The organism is Amycolatopsis sp. FDAARGOS 1241 (assembly GCF_016889705.1).
GTDB lineage: Bacteria > Actinomycetota > Actinomycetes > Mycobacteriales > Pseudonocardiaceae > Amycolatopsis.
Window position 1 is genome coordinate 7,378,689 of the sequence record NZ_CP069526.1, and the last position, 24,254, is coordinate 7,402,942.

The window sequence follows — 24,254 nt, forward strand, 5'->3', positions numbered from 1 at the left end:
GCGGGGCGTGTTGCTGTTGGGCTGTGGCTGGGATGCGGTCCTGCACGGGGGCGTGTCGCCTGGCGTATGCACCCCGGAGCGCGAGTGTGACGACGGCCGCTGACCCCGTGTCAAGGCGGGAAAGCGTGCCTTGACACGGGGTCGGCGGCCGTGTGGAGGCTTCGGATCGAGATGCCGGGCGGGGGCTGGGTGCAGGACACTTGGCGTAGTTCGTCGCGATGCGCCCGCGCGTGCCGAACAACCCGAGCAGCGAGACGCCGCGGAGCGGCACCGCCTGTCCGTGCTCGGCGGGCTCGCCGCCCTGTCCCTGGACGCAATGGCGTCCGTCGCCTACGGGCCCGAGGCGATCGTGCTGGTGCTCGCCGTCGCGGGCGGCGCGGGACTCGGGTTCGCGGTGCCGGTGACGCTGGCGATCGCGCTGCTGCTCACCGTGCTCACGTTCTCCTACCGCCAGGTCTTCGCGGCCTTCCCCGACGGCGGCGGCGCGTACGGCGTGAACCGCGCGCACCTCGGCCGACGGGCTTCGCTCGTGGCGGCCGAGTCACTGGTCATCGACTACGTGCTCAACTTCGCCGTGTCGGTGGCCGCCGGTGTCGCCGCTCTGACGTCGGCGTTCCCGGAACTGCTGCCCTACCCGACGTGGTTGTGCCTCGCGGTGCTGGCAGTCGTGACGGGGTGAACCTGCGCGGCATCGACCTGCCCCGCCGCACGGTGACCGCCACGTTCGCGTCGGGCGAAGGCCGGCAGACCCACACGGAATCCGCCCCCTCGCTCTCGCTGGTGCTCCTGCTGGCCGGCGTGCTGCCGACGCCGGACAAGACCGTCGTCGCGGTCGGATCCGACGGCGACGGCGCGGCGGTGACCCTCGCCGAAGAATCGGCCGGCGGCCGCCCACTGCTGCTCTCGATGGCCGAAGACGGCGCGCCGCTCGACCTCCCCCGCCTCGTCCCCCTGGGCGGCGTGAAGGGCGGCCGCTACGTCTCGGAGGTCACGGCGCTCGCCGTGAGCTGATCCCGTCAGCGGTGGTGGACCGAGGCCACCGCGTACAGGTGCGGGTCGAAGCTCGCCAGCGCGGCCGCCGCGGCCATGTGCTCCCGGCAGCCGGGATCGGCGAGCATCGCCTGGTACTCCTCGACACTCGCCCACTGCGCGTAGTTGACGACGCGGGTTCCGTCGGTGCTCGCGTGGATGTTCGCGGACACGAAGCCCGGGCGGTGGCGGATCGCCTCTTCCGTGGCCGCGGTCAGCACGTCGACCAATTCCCGCTGACGCCGCGGGTCGACGGTGAACACGTTGACCAGCGTCGCGACGTCCGCGGCCGGATCGATCGTCGTCATGACTCCTCCTATGTCAGGTTCCTGACATGCACAGTATGTGTAAGGTTCCTGACATGAGTCAAGCTGAAACCACGGCCCGGCCCGGTTACCTGGTCAAGCGCACGCAGCAGGCGCTGCGCCAAGCGTGCGACGAGAGCCTGCGGCCGATCGGGCTGTCGATGTCGCAGTACGCGGTGCTGCGCGCGCTGGCCGACCACCCCGGCGCCTCGTCGGCCGAGTTGGCACGGCAGTGCTTCGTCACCCGCCAGTCGCTGCGGGACGTCCTCAGCGGACTGCGCACGGCGAACCTCGTGACCGTGGCCGAGAAGGCTTCGACCGGCCGCGCGCGGCCGGTGACCCTGACCCGCGCCGGCCTCGCCCAACTCGAAGCCGCCGAGCAGGTGGTCTTCGACGCCGAGGACCGCATGCTGACGGGCTTGTCCCCCACGGAGCGCCGACGGCTGGCCGATCTGCTGCGCAAGTGCGCGGAAAACCTCGACAGCTGACCAGCCGGCGAGCTCTCCGGCAGAGGCCGAACGACGAGCAACCCCGGCCCGCCCGCTTCCTGCGGCACCGGACCGACCGGCGATCACCTTGCCGGGCTTAGGACAGTCCCGCGATCCCGACCGGCGGCCACCACAGCGAACCCCCGAACCCGGCACCGCGAGCGTCCCGGTCAGCGAAACCCTTGCAGCGCCTGACATCCGTCCTGTCACGACGATCCCGATGAGCGGAACCTCGCGGCATCCGAATGGCCTATGGTCCGAATGGCAGCATTGGTCTATACCATTTGGACAAGGTTTCCCCGTTCTCCAGGTCCCCGCTGTGGAGGTTTCACGATGAGGCTCCCCTCTCCCCGCAGGTTGCTCGCCGCGCTGGGTGGCGTGCTGGCCGTCGCCGCCGGGGTGGCGGCCACGCCGGCCGGTGCGAGTGTCACCGCGGCCGGCTCGCCCGTGCCGGTCGCGCCGTATGTCGACATGGGGGCGTGGCCGACGCCCGTGCTGTCGGCCATGTCGTCGAAGGGTGGTGTGAAGGGCTTCACGCTCGGGTTCGTCACCGGCGCCGGCTGCAAGGCCAGCTGGTTCAACGCCTACGACCCGCGCTCGGCGTGGCAAGCGGCCGAGATCGCGAAGATCCGGTCCGCCGGTGGCGACGTGAAGGTGTCCTTCGGTGGCGCGTCGGGCATCGAACTAGCGCAGGCGTGTACCAGCGTGTCCGCGCTCGCGGCCGAGTACGACGCGGTCGTGAAGGCCTACGGTCTCAAGTACATCGACCTCGACATCGAGGGCGCGGCCGTCGCCGACACCGCGTCGATCCAGCGGCGCTCGCAGGCGTTGAAGACCGTGCAGGACAACAACCCCGGCCTGAAGATCTCGCTGACGCTGCCGGTGCTGCCGAACGGTCTCGACTCCAACGGCGTGGGCGTCGTCAACGCCGCCAAGGCCGCGGGCGTGAACCTCGATCTGGTCAACGTCATGGCGATGGACTACTACCAGGGCGCCGGCGACCAGGGCGCGAAGGCGATCTCCGCGGCCAGGGCCACTCAGGTCCAGGTCAAGTCCCTTTTCGGGCTCTCGGACTCGGCCGCGTGGAAGAAGGTCGGGCTCACGCCGATGTTGGGGGTGAACGACTCGCAGAACGAGATCTTCTACCAGAAGGACGCCACCGCCGTGGTGAACTTCGCGAAGAGCGTGCACCTCGGCATGCTGTCCTTCTGGGAGGCCGGCCGCGACGCCAACGCGTGCAACGGAGCGCTCTACCGCTGCACCAACATCACCCAGCAGCCGTACGAGTTCTCGAAGATCTTCTCGGGTTACACCGGCTGAGCCGCGCCGACGCTCCCGCGGTCCGGGTGTCCACCGTGGACACCCGGACCGCGGGCGTCAGTGCAGGGCGAGGATCAAGCAGGGCGAGGATCAAGGCAGGTAGTACATCGGGTTCGGCAGCTTCACCGGGTGGTCGGCGTACCCACCCTCGAGGTCGCTGAACTGGTCACCGAGGTTGAGCACGATGTGCGCGCCCGTCGCCTGGATGTGGGCGCGCGTGCCGGACTTGTACTGGATCGTCGTGCAGGTCAGGCCGCACGGCAGGTAGTCCGGCGCCGTGCCGGCCGGCTTGAAGAACGCGCCCGCGGGAGCCGGGTACCCCTCGTTGGCGAGGTTCTTCAGCGACTGTGGACCCTGCGGCTGGCTGCGCCCGGTGAGGAAGTAGATCTTCACGCCACGCTGCGCCGCCCAGTTCGCCAGCTCCAGCACGGGCTTGTTGGCCACGAACGTGCCGTTGTCGATCGCCTGCTGCTGCTTCACCGGGTCGAAGCCGAAGTCGTTGTCGGCCTCCCAGCCGTAGGTGATCTCCGAGGTGTCGTCGACGTCGAGCACGATCGCCGGGTTCTTGACCTTGCCCAGCTTCTGCGTGAGGTAGTGCTTCGCGTCGGCGACCACGCGCTGGGTGTCGGTGACGAACCTGCTGGTGTCGGAGTAGTGGTGCTTGCCCGCCGCGTCGAGGTAGTCGCCGTAGTAGGCCTTCACGTCGTTCTTGACCTGGCCGATGTTCGCCGGCTCACGCCCGTGGGCGGCGGTCACGGCGTCGGAACCGGCCAGCGCGGTCGCACCACCCACGACGGTGGCGCCGATCGCGGCTGCGGCGGCGAGCTTGAGCAGAGCGGGAAAACGAGACACGGCGACCCCTCCGGTGTCGTTGGTGAATTCCGGGTTACGAGCGTCCGAAATCTACGCCAACGATCTCGTCCGGAGAACCCTCCGAACGGATGCGTTCGGCGCGGCACACGAACGCCACCGGCGACCGGCCGATGCGCGTGAGCACCACAGTGGACTCTTCGTGACCACGCGGTTTCAGGCGGCGACGCAGGGCGTCCGGATCCACGTCCAGACCACGCACGAGGATCTCCAGCCGCCCCACGTCGAGTCGTTTCAAGCTGGCACGCAGGGCCTTCTCGCTGTACGGGCCGTGTTCCAGCACCCGGAAGGCGCGCACCCCGGGCGGGGGCGTGTCGCCGGTGAGGTACGCGATGCGCTCGTCGAGCTGCCACAGGCCGTGCCGCGCGGCGTAGTGGCGCACGAGCCCGGCCCGCACCACCGCGCCATCGGGATCGACGAGCCACTCCCCCGGCGACCGCGACGGCAGCTCGTCGGGATCCGTGTCGACGACCGTCCACTGCGTACCGTCCGAACGCAACACCGTCGCCCGGCGTGCGACGCCGTTGCCCAGGCCTCGCCACAGGCACGCCTCGCGCACCGCGCCGTCGAGCGAAACCAGCTCGACCTCGTCGGCCCAGGGGACGATCGTGAAGTCCAGGCCCGGCGCGCACTTGACCGACAGCGGCCGTCCCGGGTACGCATCGACGAGCCCGTCCAGCGGCGGCGCGAAATCCGCGGGCTTCCAGGTGCGCCGGCCCGCCGAGTCGCGCCGCGCCGGGTCGGCGACCACGACGGTGTCGCGGCTGGCCGGGCGCAGCGCGTCGGCCTGCACCAGCCCGGCGAGCACGCCCGCGGCGGAAGCGTTGTGGCGCGCCATCTCCAGCCGCACGCGGTCCACATCGGACCCCAAAGTGCGCTTCGCCACCCGGGCCAGCTCGACGAGGTCCGCGCCGACGGAGCACGTGACGTCGTGCACGTCCCGGCCCGCCAGCCGCGCGGCCCGGTGCCGCGCCACCAGCGTCGCGCTCGCCTGCTGCAGGGCGTCGCCCGTGAAGAGCCACTCATCGGCACCCGCGAGCTTGCCGGCCGATTTCCGCCGCAGCACCACCGTTTCCAGGACCGCGGCGGCGAACCGCTCACCTACCGAACGCCGCACAGCGGCGACGTCGGTGAGGCGGGATGCGTCGGTCAGCGGCAGCGCCGCGCCCTCGGCGAGCGCCGCCCGTCCGGCGGCGGAGCGCAGGAAGGCGACGTCGTCGAGCGAGAAACCGTAGGCCAATTCAGGACGGCCGTTTGGTCCCGGTGATCATCACGTTGTAGAACAGCTCGCGCGGCAGCACCTTGGACAGCACCTTCTTGTCCAAAGCGGACAGCCGCAGCCACAGGTGGTAGGCGAACATCCGCCACCGCACTGTGAGCTTCTCCTGTGGCACCGCCGCCTCGAACGTGCGGATCGGCCAGCCCGCGAGCGCGGCCGAGAACTCGTCGGTCACCGCGCGCACGTCCTGCGCGCCGACGCCGCGGGCCATGGCTTCGAGCTCCGACGGGTCGAAGGTGTGGATGTCCACCACGGCTTCGAGCGCCGCCGCGCGTGACGACTCGTCCAGTTCGGACTGCGGTCGCCGCCACCCGTTGAGCGGCGGGAGCTTCGTGATGCGCGTGGTGAGGTACCACGTGAGCTGGCCGAGCTTGCGCGCGTAGAAGTCGCCGACCTTGGTCGGCTCGCCCGCGAAGACGAACCGGCCGCCGGGCTTGAGCACGCGCAGCACTTCGCCGAACGCTTGGCGCACGTCGGGGATGTGGTGCAGCACGGCGTGGCCCACCACGAGGTCGAACGTGTTGTCGTCGAACGGGATCCGCTCCGCGTCGGCGACGCGGCCGTCGACGTCGAGGCCCAGGTTCTCCGCGTTGCGCAGCGCCACCTGCACCATGCCCGGCGAGAGATCCGTGACGGACCCCTTCTTGGCGACCCCGCCCTGCATCAGGTTGAGCAGGAAGAACCCGGTGCCGCTGCCGAGCTCCATCGCGTGGCCGTAGGGCTGGCCGTCGTCACCGGCGACGGCGGTGAACACGTCGGTGGCGTAGGAGATGCAGCGCTCGTCGTAGGAGATCGACCACTTCTCGTCGTACGTCCCGGCTTCCCAGTCGTGGTACAGGACGTTGGCGAGCTTCGGGTCGTCGTAGGCGGCCTTGACCTCCTCCGCCGTGGCGTGCGGGTTCGGCGCGGGGTCGGTCACGGAGGTCACTTCCCCTCGAAAGTGGCCTTGCCCGGGCCGTTTTCGATGAACGAGGTCATGCCGTTCTTCTGGTCTTCGGTGGCCCACAGCGCGGTGAACAGCTGCGTTTCGATCTTCAGGCCCGTGGCCAGGTCGACGTCGAGGCCCGAGTCGATGGCGGCCTTCGCGGCCTTGAGCGCCACGGCCGGACCTTTCACGAACTGCGCGGCCCACTTGCGCGCGGCCGCGTACACGTCGTCCGGCGCCACGACCTCGTCGACGATGCCGAGCTTCAGCGCCTCGTCGGCCTTCACGAACCGGCCGGTGTAGATGAGCTCCTTGGCCTTGCTCGGGCCGATCAGGCGCGCGAGCCGCTGCGTCCCGCCGGCGCCGGGGATGATGCCGAGCTGGATCTCCGGCTGGCCGACCTTCACGTTGTCGCCCGCCACGCGCCAGTCGGCGGTGAGCGCCAGCTCCAGGCCGCCACCGAGCGCGTAACCCGTGATGGCCGCGACGACCGGCTTCGGGATGCCCGCGATGCGCGCGAGCGACGCCGTGAGTTCGGCGCCGAACTTCGCGATCTCCGGGTAGGTGCGGGCGGCCATCTCCTTGATGTCCGCGCCGCCGGCGAAGGTCTTCTCGCCGCCGTAGAGGATCACGGCGCGCACGTCGTCGCGGTCCGAGGCTTCGCGCGCGGCCTCGGCGAGCTCGGCCTGCACCTGGTTGTTCAGCGCGTTGACCGGCGGCCGGTTCAGCCGGATCGTGCCGACGCCGCCCTCGACCTCCAGGCTTACGAACTCTCCCACGCGACATTCCTCCTCGTTGACGGGTTGCCAGCAGGCTACCGGCCGGTAAGGACAACCTACCGGCGGCGGGCGAAGAACCGCTCGCCCGAACGCTGGAGCACCAGGTCCTGGTCGAAGGTCTTCGACAGGTTCTCGCTCGTGATCACGTCGTCCATCAGGCCCCCCACCACGGCGTGGCCGTCGCGAAGCAGCAGGGCGTGGGTGAAGCCGGGTGGGATTTCCTCCACGTGGTGGGTCACGAGCACCATCGCCGGTGCATCCGGGTCCATCGCCAGGTCCGAAAGCCGCGACACGAGGTCCTCGCGGCCGCCCAGGTCCAGACCGGCGGCCGGTTCGTCGAGCAGCAGCAGCTCCGGGTCCGTCATCAGCGAACGCGCGATCAGCACGCGCTTGCGTTCGCCTTCGGACAGCGTGCCGAACGTGCGGTCGGCCAGGTGCGCGATGCCGAGCGTGCCCAGCAGCTCGGCGGCGCGGTCGAGGTCGAGGCTGTCGTAGGCCTCGCGCCAGCGGCCCATCACCGCGTAGCCGGCGCTCACCACGACGTCCTTCACCAGCTCGTCGCCGGGCACGCGCTGGGCGATCGCGGCGGAGGTGAACCCGATGCGGGGGCGCAGCTCGAAGATGTTGACCTGCCCGATCTGGTCGCCGAGCAGGTGGATGGTGCCGGAGGTGGGGTGCAGTTCCGCGGCGGCCAGCCGCAGGAGGGTCGTCTTGCCCGCGCCGTTGGGCCCGAGCACGACCCAGCGTTCGTCGAGTTCGACGTTCCAGTCGAGGTCCGCGAGAAGGTCGTTCCCGGTGCGGCGGACGCCGACACCGGACATCCGCACCACGAGGTCGTCAAGGTCGCTGGGCAGGATCGGCTCGCTCACGCGCCCATTGTGGCCGCCCACGCGCGCGCGTCCGCACCCGCCCGGGGTTGACACCGCGCGAGCGTCCAGCGGCTGAGACAGCGGCGCGTGCAAAGTGCCCCTTGTGGCACGATCGGTTGCGTGTCCCGGTCCGTGTCCGCCGCCCTCCCCGCACCGCGGGGCTCGTTCTGGCGCCGGCGCACGATCGACCTGCTCCTCGTCGCGTCGTGCGGGTGTACCGCCGCGCGGCACTGATCACGGGGACGTTCGCGTTCTCGCGTGCCGCGCTGTGCCGTGACCAGCCCGGACCGCCTTTTCGCTCACGAGGAGCGCCCCTTGACCACGTCGATCACCCGTCCCGACTTCGAGATCCACCCGCACCTGACCGACCCCCTGCTCGTCGAACTGCTGCAACCGGAACGGCTGCTGTGGACGCCGCGTGAGCTCGCCGAACTGACCACGACGGTGACGACCGAGCTCACTTCCGGCCTGCGCGAAGTGCTGCGCTTCGACGAGGACCGCCGCTGGTGGGCGCGGCTCGCGCTGACCGACGGCGTGGAGCTGTGGCTGCTGTCGTGGCTGCCCGGGCAGCGGACGAAACCCCACGACCACGGCGGCGCGGCCGGCTCGTTCACGGTGTTACAGGGCGAGCTCGGCGAGGAGTACCGCTACCCCGGCGGCCCGGTGCGGCGCCGCACGCACGCGGCCGGCGAGGGCATCGGCTTCGGCGCCGGGCGCGCCCACCAGGTCACGGGCCTCGGCGACGCCCCCGCCGCGAGCGTGCACGCCTACTCGCCGCCACTGGTCACGACACGCGAGTACACGAGCCTCGCCGACGTGCCGGCGGAGATCCCGGCGGTCCCGGTCATACTCGGCCGATGAGCTCGATCGACAGCTTCCTCGCCGGCGCCCGGTCCACCCTGGACCGGGTCACGCCGGAACAGGCGGCGCAGCTGCAGGCCGACGGCGCGCTGGTGGTGGATATCCGGCCGCACGCGAACCGCGCGGCCGAGGGCGAGATCCCCGGCTCGGTGGTCGTCGAGCGCATCCACATGGAGTGGCGCCTCGCCCCGGACAGCGACTGGCGCCTCCCAGGTGTGACAACAACCACGACGGCGATCGTCGTGTGCAACGAGGGCTACTCCTCCAGCCTCGCCGCCGCCGACCTGCAGCGCCTGGGGCTGCCGAACGCCACCGACCTGACCGGCGGCTTCCGCGCCTGGGCCGCGGCGGGGTTGCCGGTGGTGGAGGGTGGTTCGGACCCCGTTCCGTGAGCGTTTTGCGCACGCGCTGGTGCGGTGCTGACGCGCTGCGTGCGGGGGCGCGGCCGGGGGCAGGGGCGGGCCGGGGGTGGGCCGAGCAAACGCTGGTGCCTTCACCACCCCGCCTTGTCCGCCGACGCACATCCCCTGCCCCACCACCACGCACTGTCCGCCGACACACAACCCCTGCCCCACCACCACACACTGTCCGCCGACACACGAGCTCTGCGCACCAACCACCACGCCGTGACAGGCGCCGAACAACCACTGCCTCGCAGCCGCTGCCATGTCCAACCTCGAACAACCACTGTTCGGTGGCCACCACAGACTGCGCGCCACGAAACACCCCGCGCCATGGCCGCCACCACGCCGGGACCGCCAACGCACACAAAACGCTGACCGCCCACCACCACACAGCGACGGCCAACGAACAGCCGCTGCCCGCGGCCACCGCGACGTACTGGCCCGGACAAACCCTGCGACTCCGCCACCGCATCCGAACCGCCAGCAGGCATCTCGTGCGAGCGCCACCACGCCGCGTCCGGCGGCGGGCAAACCGTGCACACCAACCACCACGCAGCACCGGCCAACAAACACCGCTGCGCCGCGGCCACCACGGTGTCCGTCCTTGAACAAATCGCGCGCCCTGGCCACCGCATCCTGCGCGCCAGCGCACAGTCCGATGCCGCACTGACCCATGCCTTGCGCGCCAACCAGCTTGCCGTGACTGTCGACACACAATTTCTGTGCGCCGGGCACCACACAGCGGTCGCCAACAAACAAGCCGGAGGTTCGCGAGCACCACTTGTCCGTTCTCGGGTAAAGCGGGTGCCCTGGCCAACATGCCTTGACCGTGCGCGCATACACCGTGGCGTGGCCAGGATGCTGTGTCCGGTGGCGGCAAGACATGCGCGCCGGCCACCATTCGGCGACTTTGCAAGGACAACCGCTGTCGCGGAGGCCTATCCGCCGTGTCGTTCCGCCGACAAACACCGGGCCGCGGCCACCGCGGCCCGGCCGCCAACAGACAACGTCTGCGCACCCACCACCATGTTGTGACTGCCGAAGAACAATCGCTGCCATGCAGGTCACCGTCGTGTCGGCGCTCGAACAGCCCATGTGCCCTGGTCGACATGTCTTGATCGGCGGCGCACACGGCTCGGTGCCCGGGGCACCATGCGGCGAGCGCCGGCGCACAAACGTTGCGCGCCGATCACCACGCCGTCAGCGCGTCCGCGCACAGCACGGCGGCCACCTGCGGATGGCGGCGCAGGACTTCGGCGAGGCGGTCTTCGCCGGTCTGGCGGATGGCGTCCACGAGCGGGATGCCCACCTCCAGCGGCGGGTGGTGGAACGCGACGAAGGCGGGTCCGGCGTGCGCGGCGAGCGCTTCGTCGAGCCAGGCCAGCGTGGAGTCTTCGAGATAACCCGCGCCCTTGCCGGGGATCGTCGAATCGCACAGGGCGAGGAGAACGCCGTTCACGTCCCTCGGCCCGGTTCACCACGCCGTCAGCGCGTCCGCAAAGCCCGGCCCGGCGACGGAGCGCAGCGATCCGCGCGCCGGTCGGTCAGATGTCCGGCTTGCTGAGGTCGATCCAGAACCGTCGCACCGGGCCGTGGCGGGTGGTGGTGGTCTGTTCGCAGACGCCGCCGGCTCGTTGGATGGTTTTCGCCGACGCGGTGTTGGCCGGGTCGCACAGCAGCAGGACGCGGTCCAGGCCGAGGGCGCGCGCCTCGTCGAGCATCCGGGTCAGTGCCCACGTGGCCAGGCCGCGTCCCCGGGCCGTGGGCCGGATGCCGAAGCCGAGGTGGCCGGCCCAGTGCGTGTACTCGTCGTCGGCGTGGCGCAGGGCGATGCCGCCGAGGACCGTGCCGTCCTCGACGAGCCAGCGGTACCGGACGTCGCCGTCGCGGGCCAGCCGCGAGACGAAAGCCGCGAAGCCGGCCGGTGAGGTGACCTCGTCGGCCGGGTCCAGCCCGAAACCGTCTTCGTGCCGGCCAGGCCCCCATTCGGTATAGGCGTCGAGCCAGGCGCGGTGCAGGCGGGTGGTCGGCGCGACCAGGGCCGGCATCAGGCCAGAACCACCCGCGCCAGTTCGGCCGGGCTCGCGAGCAGCGGGTGTTTCGGCAGCACCCGCACCGTGTACCCGATCGAACCCGCGCGCGGCAGCCGCAGGGTGGCGGAAAACGCGCCGATGCCGTCGCCGTGCATGGGGACCGTGACGGTGTCCGTGAGTTCGTCCGCGTCGCCCACCTGGCCCACCACGGCTTGGATGTCCACTTCGGACGGATCGAGGCCGGCCAGGTCGATGCGGGCGCGCACCGTCACCTCGGTGCCGACGACGAGCCGTTCGGCGTGGTCGTAGAGCAGTTCCGAGTCGAAGATGCGCACGCGCGGCCACGCGACCTCGAGCTTGGTGCGGTAGTCGGCCAGGGACAGGGCGCCGCGGTAGCCGTCTTCGGTGGCGGCGGCGACCATGCGCGACGCGGGCAGGTAGCCGGAGTCCACGTACTCGCGCACCATGCGCGAAGCCTGCACGCGCGGCCCCAGCGTCTCGAGCGTGTGCCACACCATCGACAGCCAGCCGGTGGGCACGCCGGAACCGTTGCGGTCGTAGTAGAGCGGCGCGATCTGCTGGCCGAGCAGGTCGTACAGGGCGGCGGCTTCGAGATCGTCGCGGCGCAGCGGGTCGGTGACGCCGTCGGCGGTGGGGATGGCCCAGCCGTTGGAGCCGTCGTAGCACTCGTCCCACCAGCCGTCGCGGATGGACAGGTTGAGGCCGCCGTTGAGCGCCGACTTCATCCCCGACGTGCCACACGCCTCCAGCGGCCGCACGGGGTTGTTGAGCCACACGTCGCAACCCCGGTAGAGGTAGCGCGCCATGGACATGTCGTAGTCCGGCAGGAACACGATCCGGTGCCGCACGGCCGCGTCGTCCACGAACCGGACGATCTGCTGGATCAGCTGCTTGCCGTTCTCGTCGGCGGGATGCGACTTGCCGCCGATCACGATCTGGATCGGGCGCTTCTCGTCCAGCAGCAGCGCGCGCAGGCGGTCGGGGTCGCGCAGCATCAGCGTGAGCCGCTTGTACGTGGGCACGCGGCGGGCGAAGCCGACGGTCAGCACGTCCGGGTCGAACACGCGGTCCGTCCAGCCCAGCTCGAGCGCCGAGGCGCCCCGCTGCATCCACGCGTTCCGCACGCGCCGGCGCACCTCGGCCACGAGCTTCTCCCGCAGCTCGCGCCGCAGCTCCCACAGCTGCTGGTCCGAGACGCCGTCGCGAAGCGAGCTGTCCGGCATGGCACCCTCGTGGCCGAACTCGTCGTGGTTGCCGCCCAGCAGGGCACTCAGCTCGCGCGCGACCCACGTCGGCCCGTGCACACCGTTGGTGATCGACGAGATCGGCACCTCGTCGTCGTCGAACCCGGGCCACAGGCGGGAGAACATCCGTCGCGTGACGCGCCCGTGCAGCTCCGACACCCCGTTGGCGCGCTGCGCGAGCCGCAGGCCCATGTGCGCCATGTTGAACAGGCCCGGGTTGTCCTCCGCGCCCAGCTGCAGCACGCGCCGCACGTCGACGTCGGGCACGAGCCGGCCGTCGGAGAAGTAGCGCTGCACCAGGTCGACGGGGAACCGGTCGATGCCGGCGCTCACCGGCGTGTGCGTGGTGAACACCGTGCCCGCCCGCACGGCCGGGAGCGCCTCGTCGAAGCCGAGGCGGTCGGCCTGGATGATCTCGCGGGCGCGTTCGAGGCCCAGGAACCCGGCGTGGCCTTCGTTGGTGTGGAACACCTTCGGCTGCGGGTGCCCGGTGAGGTCGCAGAACTTCCGCACGGCGCGGAACCCACCGATGCCGGCCAGGATCTCCTGCCGGATGCGGTGGTCGGCGTCGCCGCCGTAGAGCCGGTCGGTGACCGGGCGCAGGTCCTCGTCGTTGGCCTCGATGTCGGTGTCGAGCAGCAGCAACGGGATGCGGCCCACGCGGGCGCGCCAGATCTGCGCGCGCAGGGTGCGCCCGCCCGGCATGGCTACCTCGACGAGCACCGCGTGGCCGCCCTCGGTGACGAGCTCCAGCGGGAACGCGTTGGGGTCGATGACCGGGTAGTGCTCGACCTGCCAGCCGTCGAGCGAGAGGCTCTGGCGGAAGTAGCCGGAGCGGTACAGCAGCCCGACGCCGACCATCGGCACACCGAGGTCGGAGGCGGCCTTGAGGTGGTCGCCCGCGAGCACCCCGAGGCCACCCGAGTAGTTGGGCAGGGCTTCGGTGACGCCGAACTCCATCGAGAAGTACGCGACGGCCTCGGGCAGACCCTCGTCGGTGCGGCGCTGGTACCAGCGCGGCTCCGACAGGTAGCGCTCGAGCTCTGCCGCGGCTTGCCGCGTGCGCTCGAGGAAGTCCTCGTCCACGGACAGCTCTTCGAGCCGCTCCGGCGGCAATGCGGTGAGCATGCGCAACGGGTCGCGGATGGCGTTGAAGAGCTCGGCGTCCATCGACGCGAACAGGTCGCGGGTCGGGGGGTGCCAAGTCCAGCGGAGGTTCGTCGCCAGCGCGCCGAGGCCCCCGAGCGAGTCCGGCAGGCTGGCGCGGACGGTGAAACGACGGACAGCTCGCATGGTCAGCGACCATATCGGGCCGCCCGCCGCCGCGCTCGTGACCCGTTCGGGGATAACGCTCACACCGCGTGCGACCACTTAGTAGGGTCCCAAGCGTGATGAAGCGAGGGGGAGCGCTCGCGGCGCTCGCGCTGGTGGCGGCGCTCGGCGCGGCCGGCTGTGGGAACAGCGCGGCTCCCGCGACGCCAGGCGCGGGCAACGTGGCCGGGCTGCCCGTGACCCACTTCGACAGCGGGCTGAAGAGCGGCGCGCCGCGGCCGGACCTGAACGTGAAGAACGCCGAGGGCGGCCAGGACGACCAGCTCGCGACAGCCGCGATCGCCGACGTCGAGGCCTACTGGGACACCACGCTGCCCGCCGAGTTCGGGCAGAGCTTCAAGCCCGTCACGTCGCTGCTGTCGTACGACTCGCGCACCGACACCGAGGAAACGGCGTGCGGCAGCGTGAAGAAGCTCGTGAACGCGTTCTACTGCTCGCCCGACGATTCGGTGGCGTGGGACCGTGGGGTGCTGCTGCCGATGCTGCGCCAGCGGTTCGGCGGGATGTCGGTGGTGACGGTGCTGGCGCACGAGTTCGGCCACGCGATCCAGTACCGGCTCGGCCCGAAGGCGGGCATCACGAAGAGCACGCCGAGCGTCGTCAAGGAGCAGCAGGCCGACTGCTTCGCCGGCGGTTACTTCCGCTGGGTCGCCGAGGGCAAGAGCAAGTACTACCGGGTCTCGACGGCCGAGGGCCTGAACCAGATCATGGCCGCGATGTTCTTCATCCGCGACCAGGCCGGCACGAGCGGCACCGGCCGCCAGGCCCACGGCACGGCGTTCGACCGCACGTACGCGTTCCAGACCGGGTTCGAAAAGGGCCCGAAGGAGTGCGCGGCGATGAACGCGCAGAACGTGCAGGCGCGCCTCACCGAGCGCCCCTTCGACAGCTTGGACACGGGCAAGGGCGACGCCAAGGTAGACCAGGACACGCTGGCGCTGCTGAAGTCCAGCTTGGACTCGGCGTTCCGGGGCGCCGGCGTGGCGGCACCCGCCATCGTGCCCGGCAGCGGCACCTGCTCCGGCGGGCCGGCCACCCCGCCGGCGTCGTACTGCCCGGCCGGCAACACCGTGAACATCGAGGTCTCACGGCTGACGGAGCTCGCGCAGCCCGTCGACGAGGAAGCCGAGCAGTCCGGCCGCGCGAGCACAGGCCTGGGTGACTTCGCGGCGTTCGCGGAGATCGCTTCGCGCTACGCGATGGGCATCCAGAAGGGCGTGGGAGCGTCCCTGGACAACCCGAACGCCGGCCTGCGCACCGCGTGCCTCGTCGGCGCGTGGGCCGCGTTCACCAACCGCCCGGGCGCCCTTCGGCTCTCGGCGGGCGACCTCGACGAAGCCATCGCCGACCTGCTTCGCCCCGACGGCCTCGTCTCCGCCGACGTCAACGGCAAACGCCCCGACAGCGGTTTCGACCGCGTCGAGTCCCTGCGCCGGGGTTACCTGGAAGGCTCCTCGGTCTGCTCGAAGCAGTACGGCTGAGCTTTTTGAGCCCTGCCCCGGCGCAGGCCCCCGATCCGCGTGAGATCGGGGGCCTGCGCCGTGCGTTCGGATGCTCAGAACAATGCGCTCGCCAGTTCGCGACGCGCCTTCGAGACCCGCTCGTCGGCCGGGTCGAAGAGGTCGAAGAGCGCGACCAGGTGTTCGCGCACGCGGTTGCGGTCGTCGCCGGTGGTACGGCGGACGGCGGCGATCAGGCGGGCGAAGGCGCCCTCCACGTCCTGCTCCGCGATCTGCAGGTCGGCGGCCGCGAGCTGCGCGTCGAGGTCCGAGGGGTCGGCGTCGGCCTTCGCGGCGGCGGAGGGGTCGGCCGCTTCGGCGCGCGCGGTGAACTTGACCTGGGCCAGGGCGTTCTTCGCGAGCTCGTTGGCGGGTTCCGCGTCGAGGATGCGCTCGTAGGCGGCCTGTGCGGCGGCGAAATCGCCCCGTTCGAAGGCTTCCTCGGCTTCGGTGAAGCGCGGGTCCTCCGGCTCCTCGATCGGGCCGCGGGCCTCTTCGGCGGCGCGGATGCCGGGGAGCTTGTCGCGCAGGGCGTCCAGCAGGGCGTTCAGCCACTTGCGGATCTCGGGCTCCGGCAGGGCGCCGGAGAACGCGTCCACGGGCTGGCCGCCGCCGATGGCGACGACGGTGGGGATCGACTGGGCCCCGAACAGCTGCGCGATGCGCGGGTTCGCGTCCACGTCCACCCGGGCGAGCACCCACGCGCCGGCGGCCTCGGTGGCGAGGCGCTCCAGCACCGGGGACAGCTGCTTGCACGGCCCGCACCAGTCGGCCCACAGGTCGACGAGCACGAGTTGGTTCAGCGAGCGCTCGACGACGTCGGCTTGGAACGTGGCCTCCGTCACATCCAGAATCACGTCCGACGGCGGCGCGGCGCCCCCGGCGTCTCCGGCCGGTGCGGCGCCCGCGGCGGGGGCCGGCGGCTGGCTCCGGGACTGGTCGGCCCGGGCCTTCAGCGCGGACAGGTCGACCGCGCGCGACAGTGCGGCCGAAAGGGCCGCCTGGTTTCCTGCAGATCCGCGTGGCTGTGTCACGCCCTCCATCCTGGCACGTTCCGGCCGGAGGTTTCAGCGCGCGTCCGGATTGGCAGGAGCCCGGCGCTCCGGCATGCTCACGGCGGAAACCAGGGAGGGCCGTGATGCTGAGCCGGCGCAACGCCACCGTCGCGGTGGCGGTCACGGTCGGAGTCGTGTGGGTCGTCGCGATCACGCTGCTCATCGCGCACCAGCCCGATCCAGGCGCACCGTCACCGGCGGCCCTGCGCGACGAACTGCGGACGGCACTGGCCGACCGCGACTCCGACGCCCTCGAGGCCCTGCTGAACTACCCCGGCTCCGGCGCGTCGGACTTCGCCGACGACTATGTGGCCGTGCTCGGCGACGAAGACGTCCGGGCCGTGACCGTGCAGCTCGTCCCCGACGAGCACGCCCCCACCAGGGCGGTGGTGAGCGGGGTGACGCGCGGCTCCCGGTTCACCTACTCGCTGGCCGTGACCAGCGAAGAGGGCCGGTGGACCGTGGCGTTCACCCCGCCGATCCCGTGACTCAGTCCTCCCGCAGGTGCGCTTCCACCCGTTCGACCTTCGCGGTCAGCTGGCCCGTGTCGTAACCCGGGCGCAGGTCGGCCTTCAGCACGAGCCCGACGCGCGCCGAACCCTCGCCCGCGGCTTCCACGGCCCGCTTCACCACGGCCATCACCTCGTCCCACTCCCCCTCGACGTTCGTGAACATCGCGTTGGTCGAGTTGGGCAGTCCGCTGTCGCGCACGACCTTCACGGCCCGTGCGACGGCCTCGCTGACACCGCCGTCGGGGTCGCCACCGGAGGGGCTCACGCTGAACGCGACGATCATTTCGGGGTCCTCTCATCCGGGAAATTTCGGGCCGCTGAGCAGGGCGATCGCCGCGTCGCGGGTACCCGCTGGTAACTTCGCGTGTCATGAACCGACCGCTGCCGTTCGACCCGATCGCCCGTGCGGCCGAGCTCTGGGAGGACCGGATCGGTCCCGCCGGAACCATGGCCGCGGTCACCGGTGTGATGCGGGTGCAACAGATCATCCAGTCGGCGGTCGACGGCGCGCTGAAACCGCACGGTCTCACCTTCGCCCGCTACGAGGCGCTCGTGTTGCTCACCTTCGCCCGCAACGCGCGGCTGCCGATGCGGGTGATGGGTGAACGGCTGCAGCTGCACCCCACCAGTGTGACCAACATAGTCGACCGCCTGGAGCGCGACGGGCTCGTGAAGCGCGTGCCGCACCCCACCGACCGGCGCACCACGCTCGTCGAGATCACCGACGACGGCCGCGCGCGCCGCGAAGCCGCGACGGTGGCCGTGACGGAGATCGACTTCGGCCTCACCGGCCTCACCGGGCGCCAGGTCGAGCAGCTCACCGACCTGCTCACCAAGGTCCGCAAGTCCGCGGGCGACTTCGCCGAATAACGGCCGAGCTCACCGAAGACCGGGCCGGGCCCCTTCCCCGCACGAACGAGCGGGCCCGCACGACCGGTGAGGTCGTACGGGCCCGTGAAAGTGTTCGCGGAAGTCAGGCGTTGACGGTCTCCCGCACGCGCGACTCGAACAGGCCGACACCACCGTGGGTGAGGCGCTGCGGGCCGTCGAGGCGGCCGTTGCGCAGGGCCCACTTCTCGAAGAGCCAGGTGAACAGCGGCGGGATGCTGGACAGCAGCGCGAGCACGAGGGTCTTCGGGCGCCAGCCGAGCGGCTTGGCGACGGACAGGGACGTGACGACGTACAGGACGAACATGACGCCGTGAACCATGCCGATGACGGGCACGCCGCCCTCACCGGAGGTGTGCACGACGTACTTCAGGAACATCCCGATCAGCAACGCGGCCCAGGACAGGGCTTCGGCGACTGCGGCCACGCGGAACACGAGAGCGGCCTTGCTGGACACGACTTTCCTCCTGTGACGTCACACGGGTGCGTGCTGCCTGCACACACAAAAACGCATCCTCCGGCGCTGTGATTCCCCGGGGGAATCCGCAGGGGAATTCCACAGGGGACTCGTCCAAGGGGGACATCCCCTCGGTCGTCAACAGCACTGTCGGACGCGTATGAGACCAGTGTGAGGCGTGACCGCCCTCACCGGAACACCGGGGCCCGTGACTATCCTCACGACCCTTGATCGCCTGTGGTCTGAACCACTTGGAGGCCGCCGGGGAAATGCCCGGAAAACCGTGAAGGCTCCCTCCCGGTCTCGTTTCCCGGGAGGGAGCCTTCACTCACAGTTTTCGACCGGGTACTAACCGCACACGGCGACGGCGGCGCCGACGAAGGTGACGTTGCCCACGTCGCCTGCGAAGCGTCGGCCGTCAGCGTGAAGTCGAGAGTGGTCCCCCGCCGCAGCTGCTCGACGCTCACGTACGACTTGTCCGAAGACGGTGCGAGCCACCCGTCACCGACCTTGAGACCCTGGACGTACTGCAGCTTCGCGCCCTCCGCGCCCGGCGCCTTGATCGTCACGGTCCGCCCGTTCTGCAGGTGCAGCACGGACTTCGCGAACTGCGGCGCGTTCAGCACGAAGTTCCCGGTACCGGGTACGGCCGGGTAGAGCCCGAGCGCGCTGAAGACGTACCAGGCCGACATGGTGCCGAGGTCGTCGTTGCCCGTGACGCCGTTGGGCGCGTTCGTGAAGAGCGTGTGAGCCGCGCGCACCACCGCGGAGGTCTTCCACGGCTGGCCGGTGAGCGTGTACATCCACGGCGAGTGCAGGTCGGGTTCGTTGTTGGGGTTGTAGCGGAACTGGTTGTAGTAGCTGTAGGGACCGACCACCCATTCCTCGCGCACGGTCTTCGCCGGGTCCTGCACGAGATCGTTGTAGGCGAAGAAGTCGTCGAGGCGCGCGTGGACGTTGTCCGCGCCGCCCATCGCCTTCTCCAGGCCGGGCACGTCCTGCTGCACGAGCCACTGGTACTGCCACGAGGTGCCCTCGTGGAACCCGTCCTGGCTCTGCGGGCTGTAGGCCTGACCGGCCGGGGTGAACCAGTCGCCGCCGGTGACCTTCGGGCGGAAGAAGCCGGTGAAGCCGCGATCGGTGACAGTCGGGTCCCACAGCGTCGTGTAGGTCCGGCCCTTCGCCGCGAGCGCGGCCGCGTCCTGCTTCTTGCCCAGCGCCGCTGCCATCACCGACAGGGAACAGTCGCCGAGCGCGTATTCGAGCGTGGCCGACGCACCGTGGTTGGGGTCGGTGTCCTGGCCCTTCTTCGGGAAGTCCGGGTCATACTGCACGAACCCGTCGGCCTGGTAGCTCGCGTTGCCCGAACGGCCCTGGAACGGCGACGACGCCGGCGGGATCTCCCGGGAGTTCTGCAGCAGCGCCTCGTAGGCGTGCGCTTCTTCACCCGACAGCGCGCCGAAGCGCCACAGGTCGACCAGGAACGGGGTGACCGGGTCGCCGGTCATGGTGTTCGTCTCCTGGCTCGCGTACGCCCACCGCGGCAGCCAGCCGCCCTGGTCGTGGATCGCGAGGATGCTCTTCGCGATGTCGCGCGCCCGGTCGGGTTTGAGCAGCGCGAGGAGCTGGTTCTGGCTGCGGTAGGTGTCCCACAAAGAGAAGAAGTCGTAGTAGGTCCAGCCGATCGCGCGGTGGATCTTCTTGTCGAAGCCGTAGTAGCGGCCATCGGCGTCGTTCGCGGTCAGCGGCTGCAGGAAAGCGTGGTAGAGCGACGTGTAGAACACGGTCCGCTCGTCGGGCGTGCCGCCGGTGATGTCCACGCTGGACAGCTCCTGGCGCCACGTGCGCTGGGCGTCGGCCTTCACCACGTCGAACGGGCGCACCTTCGAAGCCGCGAGGTTCACATCGGCGCCGTGGGCGTCCACCTGGGAGATGGAGGTGGTGGCCGTGATCTGGCCGCCCTCCGGGAAGGTCAGCCACGCGCCGCGCAGGCCCGCGCCGCCCTCGGCCGACTTGCTGCCGGGCGTGCCACCGGTCGGCGACCACGTGCCGTAGCTGGTGAAGGGTTTGTCGAACTTCGTCGTGAAGTACGTCGTGTACGCCTTGCCGCCGCAGAAGGCCTGCGACTCGACGGTGCCGGCGATCGTGTGGTCGTCGACGATCCGGACGCTGCTGCCGGTCACCGGCTCCTTCGCGTTGGCCTGCCCGACGTTCACGAACACGTTGGCCGGCCCGGACTTGTCGAACGAGTAGCGCTCGACCCCGCTGCGCGTGCTGGCCGTCGTCTCGACGTCGACGCCGCCGTAACCGGTGAGGTGCACCTTGTAGTACCCGGGCTTGCCGACTTCACCGTCGTGCGTGTACGGCGCGGCGTAGTTCGCGTTGTCGAACGTGGCCGGTTTGGTCGTGTCGAACGCGGCGCCCGGGCCGACGTCGCCCGTGGTGGGCAGGGTGGACACCAGGCCGCCCTGCTCCCAGCATCCGGCGCCGGACAGGAAGAAGTGGCCGAACCCGCGGATCGCGGTGTCGGTGTAGAGGTAACCGGCGTAGTGGGTCGTCTGCGGGCTCACCTGCGTCATGCCGAACGGCACCGACGCGCCGGGGAACGTGTTGCCCTCGTCCTGCGTGCCGATGAACGTGTTCACCGACTCCAGCGGATCGGCCGGTCTGGCCTCGGCGGCCACCGGTGTGAGGCCGGCCGCCGCGACGGCGAGCGCGACCGCGCCCGCCAGTGTTGCGCTCCTCATCGAGCTCCCTTCCGGAAACAGGGCCGTGGAGGGCTCCCCCGCTGCGGGCGGAGCCCTCCACGGCTACTTGACGAAGATCAGCCGGCGGCGATCGCGAACACGTGCATCGCGCCGCCGCTGACGTTCGACGGCAACGTCACGCTCGCCACCGTCTTGCCGGCGTCGAGGGTGATCGGCGCGGTGCCGAACACCATCGTGCGGATCTGCTGCGCGTCGCCGCCCGAGGCGTTGCGGTACGGCGTGGACAGCACGATCCGGTTGCCGAACGCCGGCTGCGCCCCGCCGCCGCCCAGCGTCCAGTCGGAGAACCCGACGGTCGCGGTCGACGTGGTGCCGTCGGTGTAGGTCACCGTCAGCGTGCCCTGGGCGTTGCCGTTGGACGCGGCGCCGAGCAGCGCCAGCCGGCCCGAACCCGAGACGGTCACCCGCTGGCCGTTGGCCACGACGTTGTCGGAGTCGCCCGCCGGGAACGACGGCCAGGTGAACTTGATCCCGTCGCTGGTCACCGTGCCGCCCGGGGTGGCGCCGGCCGCGGCCAGCGCGTCGGCCGAGTAGCTCCAGCCGCCGCCGTCGAAGTTGGCCTTGGCCGGGTCGGAGTCGGGCGAGATGCCGGCGTTGTCCACTGTGGCCAGCCAGCTGCCCGGCTGCGCCACGAGCACCGTGAGCACGGCCTGCGTGCTCGCCACGCCCGGCGCGGAGAACGTGACCGGGATGCGGCGGGCGCCGTCGGAGGTGCCCGGGGGAACGGTCACGGTCACCGTGGCCTGCGCCTTGCCCGAAGCCGGCACGTCGACCGAACCCGAAGCCGGGGTCAGCGTGATGCCGTCGGTGCCGGAAGCGCTGTAGCCCCACGTCTTCGCGGTACCGGACAGGTCCTGCACGCCGACGGTGGCCGTCGCCGTCGAGCCCGCCGGGGTCACCACGCGGGCCGGGTTGGCGAACGCCAGGCTCGGCTTCTCCTGCTCGCGGAACGACGGCGGGGCGTCGGCCGCCGCGGACCCCCACTGGGTGGCCGTGGCGGAGCGGGTGAAGTCGAGCGTGCCACCGGTCGAGACGAGGGCCTCGGGCAGCCACGCCTTGGCGGCGTCGGTGCCGTTGACCTTCAAGCCACCCACGTAGTCACCGGTGCCGGGTGCATTGATCGTGATTTTCTTGCCCGCGCCGGTGGTGAGCACGGCGTGCTCGAAGCGCGGCGTGGACAGCAGCACCTCGGCGCGGCCCGGGATCTCCGGGTAGACGCCGAGTGCGGACCACACGTACCAGGCCGACATCTGGCCGAGGTCGTCGTTGCCGATCAGGCCTTCGGGACGCGGGTTGTACAGCTCGTCCATCGACCGGTGCACGATGGCCTGCGTCTTGGCCGGGCTGCCGGCGTAGGAGTAGGCGTAGGGCGCGTTGGAGTTGGGCTCGTTGCCCATGAAGGCGTACGGCTCCTGGGTGCCCGCGTTGAGCTGCGTGAAGAAGGTGTCCAGCCGCGACTGGGTCGCCGTGTCGCCGCCGAACGCGGACACGACGCCGCCGAGGTCGTAGGGCACCATCCACTCGTACTGCGCGCCGTTGCCCTCGACCCAGCCCTGCGAGCTGGCCGGGTTGTAGGTGCCGGCGAACGAGCCGTCCGCGTTGCGCGGCTGCAGGTGGCCCGTGCCCGGGTTGTAGAGGTTCTGCCAGTTCTGGGCGCGCTTCATGAACGTGGTGTACGTCGCGGAGTCGCCGAGGCGCTTCGCGAACTGGGCGATGGCGAAGTCGGCGCTGGTGTACTCCAGCGTGTCCGCACCGGCGCCGGGCACGTAGCCGAGCCGCATGTAGTCCGCGAGGCCCGGGCGTTCGGTGTAGCCCTGGGTCGGCTGCGTGGCGCCCTTGATCATGAGCAGCAACGCCTTCTGGGCGTCGAAGTCACGGGCGCCGAAGGCGTACGCGCTGGAGACGATGATGTGGTAGGGGTCGCCGTTCATCACGCCGGTGTAGTCGTTGGCCACGGTCCAGCGGTCCCACGAGCCACCCTGCTCGGCGTAGGCCATCATCGAGCGCACGATGTCCGAGGTCTGCTTCGGATCGATCGTGGCGAGCAGCGGGATCTCCGAGCGGTAGATGTCCCAGCCGGAGAAGTTGGTGTACATCGCGTGGTTCTTGTCCGCCTGGTGGATCCGGCCGTCGAAACCGGCGTAGGAACCGTCCACATCGGAGAACACGTTCGGCTGGATCAGCGAGTGGTAGAGCGACGTGTAGAACGTCGTCAGGTCCGCGTCGGACCCGCCGCTCACGGCGACCTTGCCGAGCTGGTCGTTCCACGCCTCGCGCGCGCCGGCGGCGACCTGCTCGAAGGACTTCTTGCCGTTGTTCTCGGCCGCCAGGTTCGCCTTCGCGCCGTCGACGGACACGAACGACAGGCCGACCTGCACGTTGACCTGCGCACCGTTGAGGTTCGCGAAGGTCACGTAGCCGCCGCTGCCGGGGCCGCTGACCGTGGTGTCCTGTGTCTTCTGCGTGGCCGGGCGGGCCATCGACGCGTTCACGCCGTTGGGCTGCGCAACCTTGGCGCGAGCGCCCCCGGTCTCCGACGTCTTGCCCGGCGTCACCGCGCCGTTCTTCCAGGTGCCGACCGAAGCGAACGGGGTGTCGAACTTGGCCGAGAAGTACACGCGATAGCTGTTGTCGGCCCCGCAGAAGCGGCCGCTCGTGGCCCAGCCGCTGATGGTGTCCTTGCCGATGGTGATCGACGCGTCGTCGGTGCCGTTGACCGAGCCGGACGTGTTGACCAGCAGCGTCGAGGCGGCACCCGCGGGGTAGGTGAAGCGGCCGGAGCCTGTTCGCTGCGTGGCGCTCAACTCCACCTTCGCGCCGCTGTCCAGCGTGACGTCGTACTCGCCGGCGGTGGCGTGCTCGTTGTCGTGGCTGAACTTCGAGGTGTAGTGGCCCGGGTCCGTCGCGGGCGAAGTGGTGACCTCGCCGACGTACGGGATGAAGGGGATGTCCTCGTAGCTCGAGCAGCCCGCACCCGAGAGGTGCGTGAGGCTGAACCCGGTGAGGGCGTTGTCGTCGTAGAAGTAGCCGCCCGGCTGCGACTTCACCGTATCCGGGCTCCACTGCACCATCCCGAACGGCGCGACCGCGCCGGGGAAGGTGTTGCCGGCACCACCGCCGGTGCCGTGGTCCTCGCCGCCCGGCCGGGTCCCGACGAAGGGGTTGACCCACTTCGCGAAGTCCGTGTCCGGGGGTTTCGCCGCGGCCACGGCCGTGGCGGGCGCGACCGCCGCCACCACCGCCGTGGTCAGGAAGATCAGTCCGGCTCTCCAGCGCGCTCGCGCCATCGCCCTCGCCCTCTCCTGTCGTCGGCACG

23 protein-coding genes are annotated in these 24,254 nt (G+C 70.6%); 9 read left to right on the plus strand and 14 right to left on the minus strand.

The annotated features are described in order from the left end of the window. Positions 1–280: 280 nt before the first annotated feature. Together I6J71_RS35910 and I6J71_RS35915 are read left to right on the plus strand one after the other, a co-directional pair. Positions 281–679: a hypothetical protein gene (locus tag I6J71_RS35910; protein ID WP_239154103.1), complete on the plus strand. Its 399-nt coding sequence runs from the start codon at positions 281–283 to the stop codon at positions 677–679. After that, the gene (locus I6J71_RS35915) at positions 676–1,011 is read left to right on the plus strand and encodes a hypothetical protein (protein ID WP_204097625.1); all 336 of its coding nucleotides are present in this window, start codon (positions 676–678) and stop codon (positions 1,009–1,011) included. The genes I6J71_RS35910 and I6J71_RS35915 overlap by 4 nt, the downstream gene beginning before the upstream one ends. A 5-nt stretch (positions 1,012–1,016) precedes the next feature. On the opposite strand, the gene I6J71_RS35920 is transcribed toward I6J71_RS35915, so the two are convergent. Beyond that, positions 1,017–1,337 carry a putative quinol monooxygenase gene (locus I6J71_RS35920; protein ID WP_204090921.1) on the minus strand — a complete coding sequence of 107 codons (321 nt, stop codon included), beginning with the start codon at positions 1,335–1,337 and terminating at the stop codon, positions 1,017–1,019. Positions 1,338–1,390: 53 nt separating this feature from the next. Between I6J71_RS35920 and I6J71_RS35925 the strand changes: the two genes are divergently transcribed. Further along, on the plus strand, positions 1,391–1,822 hold the full coding sequence (locus tag I6J71_RS35925; protein ID WP_204090922.1) for a MarR family winged helix-turn-helix transcriptional regulator: 432 nt from the start codon (positions 1,391–1,393) through the stop codon (positions 1,820–1,822). A 333-nt stretch (positions 1,823–2,155) separates the two neighbouring features. Next, positions 2,156–3,142 (plus strand): chitinase, encoded by a 987-nt coding sequence (locus tag I6J71_RS35930; RefSeq protein WP_204090923.1) that lies wholly within the window; start codon positions 2,156–2,158, stop codon positions 3,140–3,142. A 90-nt stretch (positions 3,143–3,232) separates the two neighbouring features. Here I6J71_RS35930 and I6J71_RS35935 read toward each other — a convergent pair whose 3' ends face one another. From I6J71_RS35935 to I6J71_RS35955, 5 genes are read right to left on the minus strand one after another with little or no spacing between them, the layout of a single operon-like run. Then, complete coding sequence (locus I6J71_RS35935; RefSeq protein ID WP_204090924.1) at positions 3,233–3,994, minus strand: HAD family acid phosphatase; 762 nt, start codon at positions 3,992–3,994, stop codon at positions 3,233–3,235. A 34-nt stretch (positions 3,995–4,028) separates the two neighbouring features. Beyond that, a complete protein-coding gene (locus I6J71_RS35940) occupies positions 4,029–5,252 on the minus strand; it encodes a class I SAM-dependent methyltransferase (RefSeq protein WP_204090925.1) in 1,224 nt (407 codons plus the stop codon). Between the two features lies 1 nt (position 5,253). Beyond that, positions 5,254–6,219: a class I SAM-dependent methyltransferase gene (locus tag I6J71_RS35945; protein WP_204090926.1), complete on the minus strand. Its 966-nt coding sequence runs from the start codon at positions 6,217–6,219 to the stop codon at positions 5,254–5,256. Beyond that, on the minus strand, positions 6,216–6,995 hold the full coding sequence (locus I6J71_RS35950; protein ID WP_204090927.1) for an enoyl-CoA hydratase/isomerase family protein: 780 nt from the start codon (positions 6,993–6,995) through the stop codon (positions 6,216–6,218). Before I6J71_RS35950 ends, I6J71_RS35945 begins: the two co-directional genes overlap by 4 nt. Before the next feature lie 56 nt (positions 6,996–7,051). Continuing rightward, a complete protein-coding gene (locus tag I6J71_RS35955; RefSeq protein ID WP_204090928.1) occupies positions 7,052–7,864 on the minus strand; it encodes an ABC transporter ATP-binding protein in 813 nt (270 codons plus the stop codon). 315 nt (positions 7,865–8,179) lie between these two features. On the opposite strand from I6J71_RS35955, the gene I6J71_RS35960 reads away from it, so the two are divergent. Next, positions 8,180–8,725: a cysteine dioxygenase family protein gene (locus I6J71_RS35960; RefSeq protein WP_204090929.1), complete on the plus strand. Its 546-nt coding sequence runs from the start codon at positions 8,180–8,182 to the stop codon at positions 8,723–8,725. Beyond that, positions 8,722–9,117 carry a rhodanese-like domain-containing protein gene (locus I6J71_RS35965; RefSeq protein ID WP_204090930.1) on the plus strand — a complete coding sequence of 132 codons (396 nt, stop codon included), beginning with the start codon at positions 8,722–8,724 and terminating at the stop codon, positions 9,115–9,117. The genes I6J71_RS35960 and I6J71_RS35965 overlap by 4 nt, the downstream gene beginning before the upstream one ends. A gap of 1,201 nt (positions 9,118–10,318) precedes the next feature. Here I6J71_RS35965 and I6J71_RS35970 read toward each other — a convergent pair. From I6J71_RS35970 to glgP, 3 genes are all read right to left on the minus strand, one after another. After that, the gene (locus I6J71_RS35970) at positions 10,319–10,588 is read right to left on the minus strand and encodes a hypothetical protein (RefSeq protein ID WP_370542017.1); all 270 of its coding nucleotides are present in this window, start codon (positions 10,586–10,588) and stop codon (positions 10,319–10,321) included. Positions 10,589–10,673: 85 nt separating this feature from the next. After that, positions 10,674–11,177, minus strand: coding sequence for a GNAT family N-acetyltransferase (locus tag I6J71_RS35975; RefSeq protein WP_204090931.1), 504 nt, complete (start codon positions 11,175–11,177; stop codon positions 10,674–10,676). Continuing rightward, entirely contained in the window at positions 11,177–13,720 is a 2,544-nt protein-coding gene (gene glgP, locus I6J71_RS35980; protein WP_204090932.1) for an alpha-glucan family phosphorylase, read from the minus strand. Before glgP ends, I6J71_RS35975 begins: the two co-directional genes overlap by 1 nt. Positions 13,721–13,818: 98 nt before the next feature. Here glgP and I6J71_RS35985 point away from each other — a divergent pair, with 98 nt between their 5' ends. Beyond that, complete coding sequence (locus I6J71_RS35985; protein WP_204097397.1) at positions 13,819–15,240, plus strand: neutral zinc metallopeptidase; 1,422 nt, start codon at positions 13,819–13,821, stop codon at positions 15,238–15,240. A gap of 74 nt (positions 15,241–15,314) precedes the next feature. Here the strand turns inward: I6J71_RS35985 and I6J71_RS35990 are convergent, their stop codons facing one another. Then, positions 15,315–16,292, minus strand: coding sequence for a tetratricopeptide repeat protein (locus I6J71_RS35990; protein WP_204090933.1), 978 nt, complete (start codon positions 16,290–16,292; stop codon positions 15,315–15,317). A gap of 104 nt (positions 16,293–16,396) precedes the next feature. On the opposite strand from I6J71_RS35990, the gene I6J71_RS35995 reads away from it, so the two are divergent. After that, complete coding sequence (locus I6J71_RS35995) at positions 16,397–16,801, plus strand: hypothetical protein (protein ID WP_204090934.1); 405 nt, start codon at positions 16,397–16,399, stop codon at positions 16,799–16,801. Between the two features lies 1 nt (position 16,802). On the opposite strand, the gene I6J71_RS36000 is transcribed toward I6J71_RS35995, so the two are convergent. Then, positions 16,803–17,108 (minus strand): thiamine-binding protein, encoded by a 306-nt coding sequence (locus I6J71_RS36000; RefSeq protein ID WP_204090935.1) that lies wholly within the window; start codon positions 17,106–17,108, stop codon positions 16,803–16,805. Positions 17,109–17,194: 86 nt separating this feature from the next. On the opposite strand from I6J71_RS36000, the gene I6J71_RS36005 reads away from it, so the two are divergent. Further along, positions 17,195–17,695, plus strand: a complete 501-nt coding sequence (locus I6J71_RS36005) for a MarR family winged helix-turn-helix transcriptional regulator (protein WP_204090936.1) — start codon at positions 17,195–17,197, stop codon at positions 17,693–17,695. Between the two features lie 103 nt (positions 17,696–17,798). Here the strand turns inward: I6J71_RS36005 and I6J71_RS36010 are convergent, their stop codons facing one another. From I6J71_RS36010 to I6J71_RS36020, 3 genes are all read right to left on the minus strand, one after another. Next, positions 17,799–18,170 carry a DUF3817 domain-containing protein gene (locus tag I6J71_RS36010; protein ID WP_204090937.1) on the minus strand — a complete coding sequence of 124 codons (372 nt, stop codon included), beginning with the start codon at positions 18,168–18,170 and terminating at the stop codon, positions 17,799–17,801. A 218-nt stretch (positions 18,171–18,388) separates the two neighbouring features. Further along, positions 18,389–20,917 (minus strand): GH92 family glycosyl hydrolase, encoded by a 2,529-nt coding sequence (locus I6J71_RS36015; RefSeq protein WP_204090938.1) that lies wholly within the window; start codon positions 20,915–20,917, stop codon positions 18,389–18,391. Between the two features lie 77 nt (positions 20,918–20,994). Then, positions 20,995–24,225, minus strand: coding sequence for a GH92 family glycosyl hydrolase (locus I6J71_RS36020; protein WP_204090939.1), 3,231 nt, complete (start codon positions 24,223–24,225; stop codon positions 20,995–20,997). Positions 24,226–24,254: the final 29 nt, after the last annotated feature.

Coding starts and splice junctions, on each gene's coding strand:
- I6J71_RS36015 (WP_204090938.1), bottom strand. CDS start 20,917: ATGAGGAGCGCAACACTGGCGGGCGCGGTCGCGCTCGCCGTCGCGGCG.
- I6J71_RS36005 (WP_204090936.1), top strand. CDS start 17,195: ATGAACCGACCGCTGCCGTTCGACCCGATCGCCCGTGCGGCCGAGCTC.
- I6J71_RS35985 (WP_204097397.1), top strand. CDS start 13,819: ATGAAGCGAGGGGGAGCGCTCGCGGCGCTCGCGCTGGTGGCGGCGCTC.
- I6J71_RS36000 (WP_204090935.1), bottom strand. CDS start 17,108: ATGATCGTCGCGTTCAGCGTGAGCCCCTCCGGTGGCGACCCCGACGGC.
- I6J71_RS35995 (WP_204090934.1), top strand. CDS start 16,397: ATGCTGAGCCGGCGCAACGCCACCGTCGCGGTGGCGGTCACGGTCGGA.
- I6J71_RS35930 (WP_204090923.1), top strand. CDS start 2,156: ATGAGGCTCCCCTCTCCCCGCAGGTTGCTCGCCGCGCTGGGTGGCGTG.
- I6J71_RS35925 (WP_204090922.1), top strand. CDS start 1,391: ATGAGTCAAGCTGAAACCACGGCCCGGCCCGGTTACCTGGTCAAGCGC.
- glgP (WP_204090932.1), bottom strand. CDS start 13,720: ATGCGAGCTGTCCGTCGTTTCACCGTCCGCGCCAGCCTGCCGGACTCG.
- I6J71_RS35975 (WP_204090931.1), bottom strand. CDS start 11,177: ATGCCGGCCCTGGTCGCGCCGACCACCCGCCTGCACCGCGCCTGGCTC.
- I6J71_RS35920 (WP_204090921.1), bottom strand. CDS start 1,337: ATGACGACGATCGATCCGGCCGCGGACGTCGCGACGCTGGTCAACGTG.
- I6J71_RS36020 (WP_204090939.1), bottom strand. CDS start 24,225: ATGGCGCGAGCGCGCTGGAGAGCCGGACTGATCTTCCTGACCACGGCG.
- I6J71_RS35965 (WP_204090930.1), top strand. CDS start 8,722: ATGAGCTCGATCGACAGCTTCCTCGCCGGCGCCCGGTCCACCCTGGAC.